Origin of the sequence: Ralstonia edaphi (genome assembly GCF_958350185.1) — a bacterium.
GTDB classification, from domain to species: domain Bacteria; phylum Pseudomonadota; class Gammaproteobacteria; order Burkholderiales; family Burkholderiaceae; genus Ralstonia; species Ralstonia edaphi.
Genome location: NZ_CATWHI010000002.1, coordinates 997,292 through 1,012,557 on the forward strand (window position 1 = coordinate 997,292; position 15,266 = coordinate 1,012,557).

A 15,266-nucleotide genomic window follows, 5' to 3' on the forward strand; every position below is an offset into this window, starting at 1 on the left:
AGACGCCATGAACCATCCAGCCCTGCCCTCCCAGATCATCCGCAAGCCGATTCCGCCGGCCATGCTCGACGCGCTGCGCGCGCGCTTCGGCGACCGCGTCTCCACCACCGAAGCCGTGCGCGCCCACCACGGCCGCGATGAATCCGCCTACGACCCGATGCTGCCCGACGCCGTCGTCTTCGCGCAGACCACCGAGGAAGTCGCCGCCGTGGCCAAGCTGTGCTTCGAGCACGAGATTCCGCTGATCCCGTATGGCGCCGGCTCGTCGCTCGAAGGCCATCTGCTGGCCGTGGCCGGCGGCGTGAGCCTCGATCTCTCGCAGATGAACCACGTGCTGTCGGTGCACCCGGAAGACCTGACGGTGACGGTGGAGCCGGGCGTCACGCGCAAGCAGCTCAATATCGAGATCCGCGATACCGGTCTGTTCTTCCCGATCGACCCCGGCGCGGATGCGTCCATCGGCGGCATGTGCGCGACGCGCGCGTCCGGCACCAACGCCGTGCGCTACGGCACGATGCGGGAGAACGTGCTGAACCTGACGGTCGTCACCGCCGACGGCCGCATCATCAAGACGGCCAACCGTGCGCGCAAATCGTCGGCGGGGTATGACCTCACGCGCCTCTTCATCGGCAGCGAAGGCACGCTGGGCATCATCACCGAGATCACGCTGAAGCTGTATCCGCAGCCGGAAGCCGTGTCGGCCGCGGTGTGCGCCTTCCCGAGCATGGGCGACGCGGTGTCCGCCGTGATCGACACCATCCAGATGGGCGTGCCGATTGCGCGCGTGGAGTTTGTCGACGCGCTGGCCATCCGCGCGATCAACCAATACGACAAGCTGACGCTGCCCGAGATGCCGACGCTGTTCTTCGAGTTTCACGGCTCCGAGCACGGCGTGCAGGAGCAGGCCGAGACCGTCCAGCAGATCGCTGCCGAACATAAAGGCCAAGGCTTCGAATGGGCGACGCGCCCCGAAGACCGCAGCCGCCTGTGGAACGCCCGCCACAACGCCTACTTCGCCTTCCTGCAGCTCAAGCCGGGCTGCCGCGCCGTCACCACCGACGTGTGCGTGCCGATCTCGCGCCTGGCCGAGTGCGTGGTGGAAACGGAAAAGGACCTGCTGGCCAGCGCGCTGCAACTGCCCGCCCCCATCGTCGGCCACGTGGGCGACGGCAACTTCCACGTCGCGCTGCTGATCGACCCGAACAAGCCGGAAGAACTGGAAGAAGCCGAGCGCATCAACCAGCGCATCGTCGCGCGGGCGATTGCCATGGATGGCACTTGCACGGGCGAGCATGGCGTTGGGCTGCACAAGATGGACTTCCTCATCGCCGAACACGGCAACGATGCGATCGACCTGATGCGCAGCGTCAAGCAGGCGCTGGACCCGAAGCACATCCTCAACCCCGGCAAGATCTTCCACCTGTAATGGCCTCCGTCTTCAAGCGCGTTCCTCCGCTGCATCTGCTGATTGCCTTCGAGGCGGGGGCACGCCATGCGAGCTTCGCGCGCGCGGCCGAAGAACTGTCCGTCACGCCCAGCGCGGTATCGCACCGCATCAAGAACCTCGAAGAGCTGTGGGGCGAAGACCTCTTCGTGCGCACCGGCACGGCGCTGCGGCTGACGGCTGCCGGCACGCGCTACCTGCGCAGCGTGCAAGTCGCGCTCGACACGCTGCACGAACTGGCGCGGCCCGAGTTCAGCAAGCAGCGCGCGCGGCTGCGCGTGGCGATTCCGCCGACGTTCGGGCGCCAGCACCTGGTGCCGCGACTGCCGGAGTTCAACGCGCTGTACCCGCACATCGACCTGGAACTGCATCTGTCCATCCCGTTCCTCGACGTGAAGGCCGAAGACACCGACGTCGAAATCCGCTACGGCACTGGCCGCTATCCGGACCTGAAGACCACGCTGCTGCTCAACGAGCCGGTCTTTCCGGCGTGCGGGCGTGGCTACTTCGAGCAGATCAGCGGCAACACGATCACCGAAGCGTCGCAGTTGCTGAACCTCACGCTGCTGCGCAGCCCGCTGGAGCCGTGGCGCCCGTGGTTCGAGGCGGCCGGGCTGGACGCAGTGGAGCCCGCGACCGGTTCGCTGTTCAACGACATCGGCCTGATGCTGGAAGCGGTGGCCTCCAACCAGGGCGTGGCGCTGGTGCGGCAAGCCATGGCGCGCAACTGGCTCGCTTCAGGTCAGATCGTCCGGCTGCTGGACATCGAATCGGCGTCGCCACATGCTTACTACATCGTCCAGCGTGAGCAGGCGCCGATGAAGCCCGAGGCGCGCCAGTTTGTGGACTGGTTGCTTGGGCTGGATTGGTAAACCGGTCAGCCGTGGGCCGCCAAGCCTCGTAACCGGACCTCAAACCACCGGATTCGAAACTTTTAGTATCGACGTTGAGGCTCCGAAGCCTCAGCGTTGATGAAAAAAGCAGCAACGTCGGAGCAAAAAGGGTCATGCGCCGAGCCTCCGGGCCTCGAAGTCGACGTTCTGAACCGCATCGATGCTGCTTTTTTCATCAACGCTGACTGTATTTGCCTCACGCGTGAGGTACCGGAACTCCGGATTCGAAACTTTTAGTGTGAAGCTCGGTGATCGGAGGTCCATCGTCGACGGTCGGAGGCTCGATCATGAAGGTCTGACCTCCACGAACGAGCGGTAAAACCTTGCCGCAACGCGATGAACCGCATTGGCCACCTCGGCGAGCCAAATTCATCGCCGCAAAAGTCCTTAACACGCCGCATGGCGCGGCGGCCGGGCTATAGTGCCTCCCACCCCGGCCACCGCTGCCGGGCACAACGATGAGAGACACCTCATGAACGCGCCGCTGCCCGCCACCGCCCGCGATCAATCTGCCCTGCAGGCCGAGTTGACCGCCGCGCTGTCCCAGATCGTGTCCGACGACGCGCTGCTCTGGGAGCGCGAAGACACCACCCCGTATGAATGCGATGGCCTTGCCGCCTACCGGCAGGTGCCGCTGGCCGTGGTGCTGCCGGATACCGAAGCGCAGGTCGTCGACATCCTGCGGGTGTGCCACCGCATGGGCGTGCCCGTGGTGCCGCGCGGCGCGGGAACGAGCCTGTCGGGCGGCGCGATGCCGACGCCGGGCGGGCTGGTGCTGTCGCTGGCCAAGTTCAAACGCATCATCAAGGTCGACCCCTACACGCGCACGGCCGTGGTCCAGCCTGGCGTGCGCAACCTCGCCATTTCGGAAGCCGCCAACCCGCACGGGCTGTACTACGCGCCCGATCCGTCGTCGCAGATCGCCTGCACCATCGGCGGCAACGTCAATGAAAACTCGGGCGGCGTGCACTGCCTGAAATACGGCCTGACCGTGCACAACGTGCTGCGCGTGCGTGCCGTGATGATGGACGGCGAGGTCGTCGAATTCGGCAGTGAAGCGCCCGACGCCCCCGGCCTCGACCTGCTGGCCACGGTGATCGGCTCCGAAGGCATGCTGGCCGTGGTGACCGAAGTGACCGTGCGCCTGATCCCCAAGCCGCAACTGGCGCAGGTGATCATGGCGAGCTTCGACGATGTGGAATCGGGCGGCAACGCCGTCGCCGATGTGATTGCCGCGGGCATCATCCCGGCCGGGCTGGAGATGATGGACAAGCCCGCCACCGCCGCCGTGGAGGAATTCGTCTGCGCCGGCTACGACCTGGACGCGGCCGCCATCCTGCTGTGCGAATCCGACGGCACGCCCGAAGAAGTGGCCGAAGAAATCGCGCGAATGAGCGAAGTGCTGCGCGCCTCGGGTGCCACGCGGATCCAGGTCTCGCAAAGCGAGGCCGAGCGCCTGAAGTTCTGGAGCGGACGCAAGAACGCGTTCCCCGCAGCCGGCCGCATCTCGCCGGACTACTACTGCATGGACGGCACCATCCCCCGCAAGCACATCGGCACGCTGCTGCGACGCATCCAGCAAATGGAGCAGAAGTACGCCCTGCGCTGCATCAACGTGTTCCACGCCGGCGACGGCAACATGCACCCGCTCATCCTCTTCAACGGCGAAGACCAGGACGAATGGCACCGCGCCGAACTGTTCGGCTCCGACATCCTCGAGACCTGCGTGGAGTTGGGCGGCACCGTGACGGGCGAACACGGCGTGGGCGTGGAAAAGCTCAGTTCGATGTGCGTGCAGTTCTCGGCCGAAGAACGTGACGCCTTTCTGCGCGTCAAGGCGGCCTTTGACCCGGCACGGTTGCTGAACCCCGACAAGGCCATCCCCACGCTCGCGCGCTGCGCCGAATACGGCAAGCTCCACGTGCGCAACGGCCTGCTGCCGCATCCGGATCTCCCGCGCTTCTGAAGCCCGCAGCCATGAAGAATCCGCCCCGTACCGCCCGGAACCGCTGGCACGCCCACAACGCGCGCCTTGGCGAATATCTCGGCAAACCCGAGAGCGGCTGGCGCGCGCGTTGGTACACCATCATCTTTGAAGCCGAGACGCGCGCCGGCAGGCTGTTCGACCTGACCCTGCTGGGGGCCATCCTGGCCAGCGTGCTGGTGGTGATGCTCGACAGCCTGCCCAGCGTAAGCGGCCGCGCGGGCACGCTCTTCACGGTGCTCGAGTGGCTCTTCACGCTGCTGTTTACGGCGGAATACGTCATGCGCATCCTCGTGGTGCGCAAGCCCTGGCGCTATGTGCTGAGCTTTTACGGCGTCATCGATTTCATCTCAATCCTGCCGACGTGGCTGGCCATCTTTGTGCCCGAACTGGCCTACCTGCTCGATGTGCGGCTGCTGCGCCTGCTGCGGATCTTCCGGATCCTGAAGATCACGGTGTACTTTGAAGAAGCGCAGATTCTGCTGCGTGCGCTGCTGAACGCGCGGCACAAGATCTTCGTGTTCCTGGGCACCGTCTTCATCATCACCATCATCCTGGGCACGGTGATGTACGTGGTGGAGGGGCCGCAGCATGGCTTCACCAGCATTCCGGTCAGCATGTACTGGGCGGTCGTCACGCTCACCACCACGGGCTTCGGTGACTTGGTGCCCCGCACGCCGCTGGGCCAGTTCATCACGTCGATGACCATCCTGCTCGGCTACAGCATCATCGCGTTTCCCACCGGCATCATCGGCGCGGAACTGGTGAACACCATGCGCGACGGGTCCTCCCCCACGCCGAATTCAACCCCGCCATCGACGCGCGCCTGCACAGGCTGCACATTCGACCGTCACGACATCGACGCCGCATTCTGCAAGCGCTGCGGCACCCGGCTTCCGCTTCACCCCACCGAGACCGCGCCCAGCCAGTGAGCTGCGCACCCGAAGGTTCGCCATGCCAAGCACGCCAGACACCGCCCTTTCGCCCACGCTCGCACGTTTTCGCGACGCCATCGCGCACGCGGCCGACAGCCACACGCCGCTGACCTTGCGCGGCGGCGGCACGAAAGATTTCTACGGCCGCGCGCCGCAGCCCAACGGCGCCGTGCTGGACACACGCGAATGGTCCGGCATCGTCGACTACGACTGTGCTGAACTCGTCGTCACCGCGCGCAGCGGTACGCCGCTCGTCGAGATCGAAGCCGCACTGGCCGAGCACAAGCAGATGCTGGCGTTCGAGCCGCCGCACTTTGCTGCGAATGGCCAACAGGCGACCGTGGGCGGTGCGTTTGCATCGGGCCTGTCCGGGCCGCGCCGGCAATCGGTGGGCGCATTGCGCGACTTCGTGCTCGGCGCCGTCGTCATGGATGGCCGCGGCGACATGCTCAACTTTGGCGGCCAGGTCATGAAGAACGTGGCCGGCTACGACGTTTCGCGCCTGATGGCCGGCGCGCTCGGCACGCTGGGCCTGATCGTGCAGGTGTCGCTGAAGGTGCTGCCGATGCCGTTCTGCGATGCGACGCTGCGCTTTGCCATGGCGCAAGGCGAGGCCATCGATACCCTCAACCGCTGGGGCGGTCAGCCGCTGCCGATTGCGGCGTCTGCGTGGATCGACGGTGCGCTGTGGGTGCGCCTGAGCGGTGCCGATGCAGCCGTGCGTGCGGCCATCGCCAAGCTTGGCGGCGAGCGTGTTGACGACGCAGAAGCGGCGGCGTTCTGGCGCGACCTGCGCGAGCAATCGCATGCGTTTTTCGCGCGCGCCGTGCAAGGCAGCCTCCCGCTGTGGCGCATCGCCCTGCCGCCGGCCACGCCGCCGCTGGCACTTGGGGCAGCGTCGGCCGATGAGCAACTCGTCGAATGGGGCGGCGGACAGCGCTGGTGGATCGACACCGCCAACACCTCCGCCGACGTCATCCGCGATGCCGCACGCAAGGCCGGCGGCCACGCCACGCTGTTCCGCAACGGCGACCGCGGCAGCGACGTCTTCACGCCCGTAGCCGCGCCATTGATGGCGGTGCACAAACGCCTGAAAGACAGCTTCGATCCGCACGGCGTCTTCAACCCGGGCCGCCTGTATTCAGCGTTCTGACTGCCGACTTCTAACGCAAGCCCATCATGCAAATCACGCTCGCGGCGTTCCTGCGCAACACCCCACAGGGCGAAGAAGCCCAAAGCATCGTGCAGAAGTGCGTGCACTGCGGTTTCTGCACGGCCACCTGTCCGACCTACCAACTGCTCGGCGACGAGCTGGACGGCCCGCGCGGACGCATCTACCTGATGAAGCAGGTGCTGGAGGGCCAGCCCGCTGGCGAGGCCACGCGCCTGCACCTGGACCGCTGCCTGACCTGCCGCAACTGCGAATCGACCTGCCCGTCCGGCGTGACCTACGGGCGCCTGGTCGAGATCGGCCGCAAGATCGTCGATGACCAGCTCGACGCGAAAGGAGAGTCGCGCCCCCTTGGCGAACGCGCCATACGCTGGGCGCTGCGGGAGGGCCTGACGCGGCCGGCGCTGTTCGGCTCCGCGCTCAGGCTCGGGCAGGCGGTGCGGCCGATGTTGCCGCCGGTGCTGCGCAACAAGGTTCCGGCGAAGCAACCCCACGCCGGCGTGCGGCCAAACAACGCGCACGCACGCAAGATGCTGCTGCTCGAAGGCTGCGTGCAACCCGCCATGTCGCCCAACATCAACGCGGCCACGGCGCGTGTCTTCGACAAGCTGGGCGTGCAACTCATCAGCGCAGACCGCGCGGGCTGCTGCGGGGCCATCCGCTATCACATGAACGACCATGCCGGCGGCCTCGGCAACATGCGCGCCAACATCGACGCATGGTGGCCGCATATCGAGGCCGGCGCCGAGGCTATCGTCATGACGGCGTCCGGCTGTGGCGCGATGGTCAAGGAATACGGCCACCTGCTGCGCGATGACCCGGCCTATGCCGAGCGTGCGGCGCGCGTGTCCGCCATGACGCGCGATCTGTGCGAGGTGCTGCCTGCGTTTTCGCAGCAGCTTCTGCAGAAGGCCAAACCCGAAGCGCAACGCCCGCGCGTGGCGTGGCACCCGCCCTGCACGCTGCAACACGGTCAGCAGATCCGCGGCGCGGTGGAAACACTGCTCGGCTCGCTGGGTGTGGACGTCAAGCTCTGCGCCGACAGCCATCTGTGCTGCGGCTCGGCGGGGACGTATTCGGTGCTGCAACCGGAACTCGCCTATCGGCTGCGCGACGACAAGCTCGCCAAGCTGCAGGCAACGCAGCCCGAGCGCATCGTCACCGCCAACATCGGCTGCGTCACGCATCTGCAAAGCGGCACCGACACGCCGGTCGAACACTGGATCGAGCTGGTCGACCGCATGCTGGCCTGAAACGAACGCAGCCCGGTTCTATACTTGGCGCTTCGTTTTACCCGGAGGCCCCATGCTGCAAACCTTCGCGATCCTGCTGACGTTCCAGTCGGTGGGTGAGCTGCTGACGTATTCGATGCACCTGCCGGTGCCCGGTCCGGTGATCGGCATGGTGCTGCTGGTCATCTACCTGCTGGTGGACAAGGGCCGCGTGCTCGAAGTCATGCAGGGCACCGTCAGCGAATTGCTGCGGCACCTGACCATCCTGTTCGTACCGGCCGGCGTGGGCGTCATGACGCAACTGAACCGCATCGGGCAGGAATGGCTGCCGATCGTGGTGGCGACCGTCGTGTCGACGTGGCTGTCCATTGCCGCCGGTGCGCTCGTCACCCGCGCGCTGATGCGCCGGATGGGTGACCACGGCGAAGCCCACGAGGAGCTGGCCCCATGAACGCAATGGCTCCGAACCTGCATCAACTCTGGGTCTACCTGGCCGCCAGCCCGCTGCTGGGCCTGACCGCCACGCTCATCGCCTACCTGATCGGCGTGCGCCTGCATGAGCGCAGCCGCTTCAACCCGATGGTCAATCCGCTGCTGATTGCGGTCGTCATCCTCGGCACGCTCCTGACGCTCACGGGCACGCCGTACAAGACGTACTTCGACGGCGCGCAGTTCGTGCACTTCCTGTTGGGGCCGGCCACGGTGGCGCTGGCGGTACCGCTGTTTCAGCAATGGGCGAAGCTGCGCCGCCACGCGCTGCCGCTGATGGGCGGGCTCCTTGCGGGGTCCGTCGTGGCGGTGGTGTCGGCGGTGGGCATCGCGTGGCTGTTGGGCGCATCGCCGGAAACGCTGCGCTCGATGGCGCCGAAATCGGTGACGATTCCGATCGCCATGGGCATCTCGGAGAAGATCGGCGGCGCGCCGACCATCACGGCGGTGCTGGTGCTCATTACCGGCATTGTCGGTGCGACCACCACGACGCGGCTGCTGAACCTGCTGCGCGTGCGCGAGTACAGCGTGCGTGGTTTTGCCACCGGCATTGCGGCGCACGGCATTGGCACCGCGCGCGCGTTTCAGGTCAATCCGGAAGCCGGCGCATTCTCGGCGCTGGGCATGGGCCTGAACGGCGTGCTGACAGCGGTGCTGGTGCCGCTGCTGGCGGGCTGGATTCCACACTGAACTGCTTTTCCCTCCGCCCGGCATTCACTGCCTGGGCAACCTGCAACACGCTCGGCCATCCTCCTGAATGCTCCTGACAGAACGCTGTCAGGAGCCCCCCGCCAGAATCGCTCCACCTCAACCGGCAACGGCACTCCCAACCGCCTGAGCCACCTACCGGAGCGAACACCATGGCAAGCGTCATCAACTGGTTTGAAATCCCCGCCAACGATTTCCCGCGCGCGGTGAAGTTTTACGAGAACGTCTTCGACACGCAGCTCAAGCAGGAAGACATGGGCGACATGACCATGGGCGTGTTTCCGGCGGGTGAGACGACCATCCACGGCGCGCTGGTCAAGGGCGAGGGCTTTGCGCCGTCCGACAAGGGCAGCGTGGTCTACCTGAACGCGCCCAACCTGGATGCCGTGCTCGAGCGCGTGAACGGCAGCGGTGGTCAATGCGTATTCGGCCCGATGACGCTGCCCGACCACATGGGTCGCATCGCCCACATCGTCGACACCGAAGGCAACCGCGTCGGCCTGCACGAGCCGGATGCCAAGACGCAGGCGTACCTGCTGCAGCAGTAACGGCAGCAACGCTCCCCAAGGCCGGTGCGCGGGCGCCGGCCTTCACCATGAGACAGAGAAGAACACCATGCCGAGCCAATCCCCGTATCTCATGCGTGCCGCGGATGTCACCGCGCGCACGCAGTCGTTTTCGCACCCCTGGAACAGCCTGTCGGAAATTCACGGCACGATGATGGGCCGGCTGCTCGGGCTCAAGCGCACCGGCGTGAACTTCGCGCGCGTGCCGCCGGGCAAGGAGTCGTTCGTCTATCACTCGCACCAGCGCGAAGAGGAATGGATCTACATCCTTTCCGGCGAAGCGCAGGCCGAGATCGACGACAACATCTTCACCGTGCGCAGCGGCGATTTCATGGCCTTCCCCACAGGCGTCGCGCACCACCTGCGCAACTGCGGCAAGGAAGATCTCGTCTACCTGTGCGGCGGCGAACATCTCAACATCGAGATTGCCGATTTCCCGCGACTGGGCAAGCGCATGCTGCGCCGTGGCGAGCAGGTCGACATCGTCGATATCCACCCGCAGCGCGAGCTGACGCCCTTCGGCGCGTAGGGGAAAGATTGTGCGGATTGCGCGCGGCAAGAAGCCCACTACAATGCCGCGCATGACCCGTCGCGCCGACCGCCTGTTCCAGATTGCCCAGATCCTGCGAGGCCGCCGTTTGACCACGGCGGCGATGCTGGCCGACCGCCTCGGCGTATCGGAGCGCACGGTGTATCGCGATATCCGCGATCTGTCTGTCTCGGGCGTGCCGATCGAGGGAGAAGCCGGCATCGGCTACCGCATGCGCGCGGGGTTCGACCTGGCGCCGCTCATGTTCACCGCCGATGAAGTCGAAGCGCTGGTGGCCGGCGCGCGGATGATCAAGGCGTGGAGCGGCGGCACCATGGCCGACTCGGTGGAAGCGGCGCTGGAAAAGCTGATGGGCGCCCTGCCCGCCGAGCGCCGCGCCGAAGCCGAGACCACACGCATCTTCGCGCCCGGCTACGGCATGGGCAGCGAGGTCAAGCAGGTCTTTGACACGCTGCATGCCGCGCTGGGCCGCCACGCCGTTGCGCGGCTGTCTTACCGCGACGCGCAGGGCCAGTTGACCGAACGCTGCATCCAGCCGCTCGGCCTGTTCTTCTGGGGGCAAGTCTGGCTGGTGGCCGCCTGGTGCGAGCACCGTCAGGACTACCGCACCTTCCGCCTCGACCGCTGCGTCAAGGTCGAGATTCTGGAGCGCCACTTTGCCGAATCCGCCGAGCGCTCGCTGGCGGACTTCATGCGCAAGGTGCGAGGCTCGTCGGATTAACGACCGTAACCGACGAATGCAACGTCAGGCGGGATCCGGCTCCGCAAGCAGCCGCTCGATATCGCCGGCAATCTCTTCCGGCTTGGTCATCGGCGCGTAGCGCTTGTACACCGTGCCGTCGCGGCGCAGCAGGAACTTGGTGAAGTTCCATTTGATGGCTCCGATGCCGAGCACGCCGGGCTTTTCCGAGGTCAGCCACTTGTAGAGCGGATGCGCGTTGGAGCCGTTCACGTCGATCTTGCCGAACATCGGGAAGGAAACGCCGTAGTTTTTTTCGCAGAACGCGCCGATTTCGTCTTCGCCGCCCGGTTCCTGCTTGCCGAACTGGTTGCACGGAAAGCCGAGCACTTCCAGCCCCTTGTCGTGCAGCCGCTTGTACACCGCCTCCAGCCCCGCGTATTGCGGCGTGAATCCGCACTTGCTGGCCGTGTTCACGATCAGCAGGACCTTGCCCTTGTACTGCGACAGCGGCACGCGCTGGCCGGTCAGCGAATCGGCCTCGAATGCATAAACGTCAGTCATGGCTACTCTCCGGATGGTTGCGGGAACGGGAATGTTCCGGCATCTGGCCGGAATTTTAACGGCCCGCGCTGGGGGGGCCGTTGGGGCAGAAGTTAGGGCTTCTTGTCGGTTTCGGAGAACCAGAATGTGCGCTTGCGTTTGCCGAGGCCTTTAGGTGTCACCTGGACGGGGGCCAGCGCGGAGCCGCCTCCACCGGTGCCCGTCTGGTTGCCACAGCCGAAGCACACCGGCACCGGCGTCGTACCCCCATTGCCGTTATTCACCAGCACCACGCCATAGACTGAAGAGGGCGGGAAACCGCCACCATCCAGCACCACCGAACGATTCGGGTTCTGTCCAGCGCCCGTCAGGAAGCTGACCGAATACGTGCGCGCCCTGCCGAGGTTGGGGTAGCACATGCCGGCGGTAGGAATGGCCGGGGTATTGGTGCCGAAGGTTGTGTACCCGGCTACCGTCAACGGTGCGTTCACGACCTTTTCACCGGGGTTGGGAAGCGTGATGTAAAAACCTGAGCCCGAACCGTTGTAGGCCACCGAAGTTGCATCGACAAGATTGGCCTCAGTCAGCGGCGTCCAGCCTGCCGGCATGGCACCGATATTCGGGTCCTTGAGCATGTAGAAGCGGTTGACCACGTTGTATGCCGTACCCGGAGTAACGGATGCCGAATACAGCGGGTGCTCGCGGTCTCCGGTGCCAGCCATGACAGCATTGAAGCTGGCGGTGGGCACTACATCAGGCGCATAGAAGAACTTGCGTGCGTTATTGGTGTTGCTCGCACCACCCAGCTTGGCGAACAGCGTCAAGGTCCAGTTAGCTGGCGAACTGCCTCCAGTGGGTTGGAAATCCACGCGCCAGATGTTGCCTCCCACATCACCCACATAGGCCATCTGGATATAGCCGCTGCCGGTGCGGTCCACCGCGGTGACGTCCGAGGCGATCGAACGCGTCAGGCTGGTGTTCGTCATACATACGCCAGCGACGCCGGAGCAATTGGCTAGTGCACTCCACACTGGTACGCCTGTGTAAGCGTCCAGCACGACGATGCCCCGGCCCATGGTATCGGTGCCCGGCGCGGGATCAGCGTCTTCGGAGGCGGCATCGTAGCCTGCACCCATAATCAGCACCGGATTGGAGTAACCGGTCACACGCATCAGGCGTGGCTTGGACCACGTCTGGCCAAGTTCCGGAATATCACTATTGCTTCGAGACCATACGTAGCGGGGGTTCACCGGGTCGGTCACGTCCAGCGCATAGATCAGGTTGCCGCCGCGCCGCGCCGTTAGATAAAGAATCGTGCGCGGACTTGAACTGTTGCGCTGGTCCTGCATCACGGTGGTGCTGCCATCGAAGAAGTCATCGCGCGGCGTCGGTGTGGGTGTGATACCGCTAGGTGTGGACGAAAGCTTCACTTCTGGAGAGTTTGCATACAGACGACTCAGCTTGCCGATGAACTCTGGCGGGATAAAACCCCACAGCTCGCCGCCCGGGCGTACACCGTTGATCCCCGCCGTCTGGTTGCCATTGATGGCGTGGAAGACCCCATCGTTGGTACCGTAGTACACGACAACATTGGGCGTGGTTGACGTGCCATAGTTGACGACCACTGGCCGCGAGTGCAGTACGTCGCCATGAATCGACGGACGGATCGTGACCGGCGATCCCGGCCCGGTCTCAGCCTCCTGGCCGGCACCGGTGGTGGAAACACCTGCGGTAACCGAGCCATCGAACGCGTAGACATCACGACCGCGCACCCAGTTGATGAAGTAGTTTTGCTGGCTCGCGGTAATAGCGGGGGCACCATTAGTGCCTTTGTAGGAGTTGATGGCGCTCAGTCCTTGCGTGCCCGTCAGCCAGCTATTTGACGTATCGAAAGTCGGCATAGCCTTGTTGCTGGGACAACTGCCAATGCCGTTGCATGTCAGCAGAATGCGCTTACTCTGATCGGTCAGAAATTGGGCGCGCAGCATCTCGCCGGCACCACCTTTTTCAACGATCTCGCCGTCCGGAGAATCGAGCTTCCACCCCTTGCTAGACGGGCTGTTCTTCCAAAAACCGTTAGTAGGCCAATTCGCTACGCTACTGGTCCCATAACCGCCCACGCCGTAGGTCAATGGTGGCTCCGCGGTCCAGAAGCTAACGGCATTGGGGGAGATAAAGCCGGTACCCGCACTGCTCAGCGCAGGCTGACCAACTGAATCCAGAAGTTGAAGGTTACCGTTGGCGTCATAGCCGACTTGATATTGCTTGAGGTTGCCCATCCACCGCGGCGCAGCGCTGGCATCCGGCCTGAACATGCCGATGTACACCTGGTTCAAGAACTGGCCCTGCGCATTGACAGCAGCCGGCAAGCTGACCGAAGCAAACACGCTGTTGACCGCCTGGATCTCGTTCAGGATCGAAAGCAATGCATCTTGCAAACCTTGCACATCGCCCAGTTGAACGGTGTAGTTTTTACCACCGCCATTGGTGGCCATGCTGTTATTGAACGCGATGTAATCGGGGTTTGCGTAGATGACATTGGTGGGCGTGCTCTTCCTATCGAGCGCAGCCACCGATATCGTGTAGGTGATGATGTTCTGGGGATTGCCGTTGTTGTTGCCGTTGCTGGCGTTCGCACCATTCGACAAGTCGGTCTGATACATGTATCGCGCCCACTCATCTCCGTAGTCGTTGATGGTGGACTGCGTTGCCCCGGGAATCGGAATCTCCGTCACCGTCGGTCCCGGCGGGGTTGGCCAGGTGGCCCAAGTCGCCTTTGGCGCGGCGGGGTCGTTCGTGTTGGTCAATGCATCCCCTGCGGCACCGCCCTGATCTCCAGGGTGGCCGCTCGTGGTCGCATTGCCGATATAGATGACGTAGTTGCGCTGACAAGGGTTAGCAATCGGTGAGGTGTAATTGGCGTTGGGGTACGGCTTGACGAAAGACAGACCCTGATGCCCACTGTAAAAAGCCCACGCCTCTTGCATTGCGCCGGCAACCTGCACGCCGTTCCCATTGAGTTGCGTAGGGAAAGTGTTTTGTATGTACGACAAGAAGCTGTTGACACCCGCGCTATCCATCAGCATGAGCGTCTGATTGGGTGGCGTGGACGCGTAAGGAAACCTGAACACGCCGCCCGGGCTGTTGGGGTCGAACATCATGAACCCCAGGTTGAGATTGCCCAGCAGCGCAGGGTTTTGCGCGATCGACTGTGCAGCTCCATACAACGCGCATTGTTCGGCACCAGAACTTTTGTTGGGATTGGCGACCGTCAAGACATTGCAGTTGAATGTTGCGGCCGCATCAGAATTCGAGCCGTCGTCAAAGATGATCACCACATTCGGTTTGCCGGCCTGAGGTGTGAAACCAGTATAGAGATCAATGTCTTCTGCGCCGGCCGGCCGAGCACCTAGGAGAGCAAGTGCCAGGGCAGCTGAGATAGTCAGAGCAAATCGTTGGGCAAATGAGCGCATATGGGTTCTTCCTGGCTTTGCGCGTTGGCTTACGGACACGCCGCGCCGGTCAGCACGCGAACCGCAACGCCTTGATGCAGCGTGGTGTTCACGGCCGTGCCGTTGGCATCGTTGACGGTGGCGGCAACATCCCACTGCGTCGCACTGCAATTCGACATGCCGCCCGGTGTACCGGCGGCAGTCAGGATGCCGGTGTCGGAGTTGTTGTTCACGCCGCTGAAGCAGGACGAGTCAGCGGCAAAGTTGGGGCTGGTCGTATCTGTCGTCAGCTGTGTATTGGCGATGGGCTTGGTTGCCACGCAAGCGGGTGCAGCAACCTGCGCGGTGTAGTCGGCCTTGCCATCGCCGTTCACATCGACCGGCACGCTGGTGGCGACCGGGTTGGAGGTGAAATCCACGCTGATGACCTGTTCGATGCCCTGCTGCGCCGCGCTGCGTGCTTCGAGGCCGTACTGCTGGTTGGCAGCGATCTTGGTGTTGATCACGCCCGAATTCATCATCATCACGACGATGCCCATGAAGATCGCCAGGAAGATCAGCGTGACGACAAGCGTCACGCCCGACTGACGTGCCGATTGGCGAACCGAAAAGCGCCGCAT

General features: G+C 64.2%; 14 protein-coding genes. 11 read left to right on the plus strand and 3 right to left on the minus strand.

The window, feature by feature from the left end; translation table 11 throughout:
* The first annotated feature begins 7 nt into the window (after window positions 1-7).
* From R2669_RS09850 to R2669_RS09900, 11 genes are all read left to right on the plus strand, one after another.
* Complete coding sequence (locus R2669_RS09850) at window positions 8-1,426, plus strand: FAD-binding oxidoreductase (protein WP_316899873.1); 1,419 nt, start codon at window positions 8-10, stop codon at window positions 1,424-1,426.
* On the plus strand, window positions 1,426-2,316 hold the full coding sequence (locus R2669_RS09855; protein ID WP_147214270.1) for a LysR substrate-binding domain-containing protein: 891 nt from the start codon (window positions 1,426-1,428) through the stop codon (window positions 2,314-2,316). Before R2669_RS09850 ends, R2669_RS09855 begins: the two co-directional genes overlap by 1 nt.
* A gap of 493 nt (window positions 2,317-2,809) precedes the next feature.
* Complete coding sequence (locus tag R2669_RS09860) at window positions 2,810-4,303, plus strand: FAD-linked oxidase C-terminal domain-containing protein (protein WP_316899875.1); 1,494 nt, start codon at window positions 2,810-2,812, stop codon at window positions 4,301-4,303.
* 11 nt (window positions 4,304-4,314) lie between these two features.
* Entirely contained in the window at window positions 4,315-5,253 is a 939-nt protein-coding gene (locus R2669_RS09865) for an ion transporter (RefSeq protein ID WP_316899877.1), read from the plus strand.
* A gap of 22 nt (window positions 5,254-5,275) precedes the next feature.
* Entirely contained in the window at window positions 5,276-6,409 is a 1,134-nt protein-coding gene (gene glcE / locus R2669_RS09870) for a glycolate oxidase subunit GlcE (protein ID WP_316899879.1), read from the plus strand.
* A gap of 26 nt (window positions 6,410-6,435) precedes the next feature.
* Window positions 6,436-7,680 carry a glycolate oxidase subunit GlcF gene (glcF, locus tag R2669_RS09875; RefSeq protein ID WP_316899881.1) on the plus strand — a complete coding sequence of 415 codons (1,245 nt, stop codon included), beginning with the start codon at window positions 6,436-6,438 and terminating at the stop codon, window positions 7,678-7,680.
* A 52-nt stretch (window positions 7,681-7,732) separates the two neighbouring features.
* Complete coding sequence (locus tag R2669_RS09880) at window positions 7,733-8,110, plus strand: CidA/LrgA family protein (RefSeq protein WP_027680596.1); 378 nt, start codon at window positions 7,733-7,735, stop codon at window positions 8,108-8,110.
* Entirely contained in the window at window positions 8,107-8,838 is a 732-nt protein-coding gene (locus tag R2669_RS09885; protein WP_092972481.1) for an LrgB family protein, read from the plus strand. Before R2669_RS09880 ends, R2669_RS09885 begins: the two co-directional genes overlap by 4 nt.
* 170 nt (window positions 8,839-9,008) lie before the next feature.
* Window positions 9,009-9,404, plus strand: a complete 396-nt coding sequence (locus R2669_RS09890) for a VOC family protein (RefSeq protein WP_102066760.1) — start codon at window positions 9,009-9,011, stop codon at window positions 9,402-9,404.
* 67 nt (window positions 9,405-9,471) lie between these two features.
* Window positions 9,472-9,951 carry a cupin domain-containing protein gene (locus R2669_RS09895; RefSeq protein WP_027680593.1) on the plus strand — a complete coding sequence of 160 codons (480 nt, stop codon included), beginning with the start codon at window positions 9,472-9,474 and terminating at the stop codon, window positions 9,949-9,951.
* Between the two features lie 43 nt (window positions 9,952-9,994).
* A complete protein-coding gene (locus R2669_RS09900; RefSeq protein ID WP_316872842.1) occupies window positions 9,995-10,693 on the plus strand; it encodes a helix-turn-helix transcriptional regulator in 699 nt (232 codons plus the stop codon).
* Window positions 10,694-10,717: 24 nt separating this feature from the next.
* Here the strand turns inward: R2669_RS09900 and R2669_RS09905 are convergent, their stop codons facing one another.
* From R2669_RS09905 to R2669_RS09915, 3 genes are all read right to left on the minus strand, one after another.
* On the minus strand, window positions 10,718-11,215 hold the full coding sequence (locus R2669_RS09905) for a glutathione peroxidase (protein ID WP_147214279.1): 498 nt from the start codon (window positions 11,213-11,215) through the stop codon (window positions 10,718-10,720).
* A gap of 92 nt (window positions 11,216-11,307) precedes the next feature.
* Window positions 11,308-14,667: a pilus assembly protein gene (locus R2669_RS09910; protein ID WP_316890007.1), complete on the minus strand. Its 3,360-nt coding sequence runs from the start codon at window positions 14,665-14,667 to the stop codon at window positions 11,308-11,310.
* 29 nt (window positions 14,668-14,696) lie between these two features.
* Window positions 14,697-15,266 (minus strand): pilus assembly PilX family protein, encoded by a 570-nt coding sequence (locus R2669_RS09915; RefSeq protein WP_316872837.1) that lies wholly within the window; start codon window positions 15,264-15,266, stop codon window positions 14,697-14,699.

What these genes read in the sequence shown, in the direction of transcription:
- glcE (WP_316899879.1), top strand. Translation starts at nt 5,276, where the DNA reads ATGCCAAGCACGCCAGACACCGCCCTTTCGCCCACGCTCGCACGTTTT.
- R2669_RS09890 (WP_102066760.1), top strand. Translation starts at nt 9,009, where the DNA reads ATGGCAAGCGTCATCAACTGGTTTGAAATCCCCGCCAACGATTTCCCG.
- R2669_RS09880 (WP_027680596.1), top strand. Translation starts at nt 7,733, where the DNA reads ATGCTGCAAACCTTCGCGATCCTGCTGACGTTCCAGTCGGTGGGTGAG.
- R2669_RS09915 (WP_316872837.1), bottom strand. Translation starts at nt 15,266, where the DNA reads ATGCGGCGCTTTTCGGTTCGCCAATCGGCACGTCAGTCGGGCGTGACG.
- glcF (WP_316899881.1), top strand. Translation starts at nt 6,436, where the DNA reads ATGCAAATCACGCTCGCGGCGTTCCTGCGCAACACCCCACAGGGCGAA.
- R2669_RS09900 (WP_316872842.1), top strand. Translation starts at nt 9,995, where the DNA reads ATGCCGCGCATGACCCGTCGCGCCGACCGCCTGTTCCAGATTGCCCAG.
- R2669_RS09910 (WP_316890007.1), bottom strand. Translation starts at nt 14,667, where the DNA reads ATGCGCTCATTTGCCCAACGATTTGCTCTGACTATCTCAGCTGCCCTG.
- R2669_RS09885 (WP_092972481.1), top strand. Translation starts at nt 8,107, where the DNA reads ATGAACGCAATGGCTCCGAACCTGCATCAACTCTGGGTCTACCTGGCC.
- R2669_RS09895 (WP_027680593.1), top strand. Translation starts at nt 9,472, where the DNA reads ATGCCGAGCCAATCCCCGTATCTCATGCGTGCCGCGGATGTCACCGCG.
- R2669_RS09850 (WP_316899873.1), top strand. Translation starts at nt 8, where the DNA reads ATGAACCATCCAGCCCTGCCCTCCCAGATCATCCGCAAGCCGATTCCG.
- R2669_RS09905 (WP_147214279.1), bottom strand. Translation starts at nt 11,215, where the DNA reads ATGACTGACGTTTATGCATTCGAGGCCGATTCGCTGACCGGCCAGCGC.
- R2669_RS09865 (WP_316899877.1), top strand. Translation starts at nt 4,315, where the DNA reads ATGAAGAATCCGCCCCGTACCGCCCGGAACCGCTGGCACGCCCACAAC.
- R2669_RS09860 (WP_316899875.1), top strand. Translation starts at nt 2,810, where the DNA reads ATGAACGCGCCGCTGCCCGCCACCGCCCGCGATCAATCTGCCCTGCAG.
- R2669_RS09855 (WP_147214270.1), top strand. Translation starts at nt 1,426, where the DNA reads ATGGCCTCCGTCTTCAAGCGCGTTCCTCCGCTGCATCTGCTGATTGCC.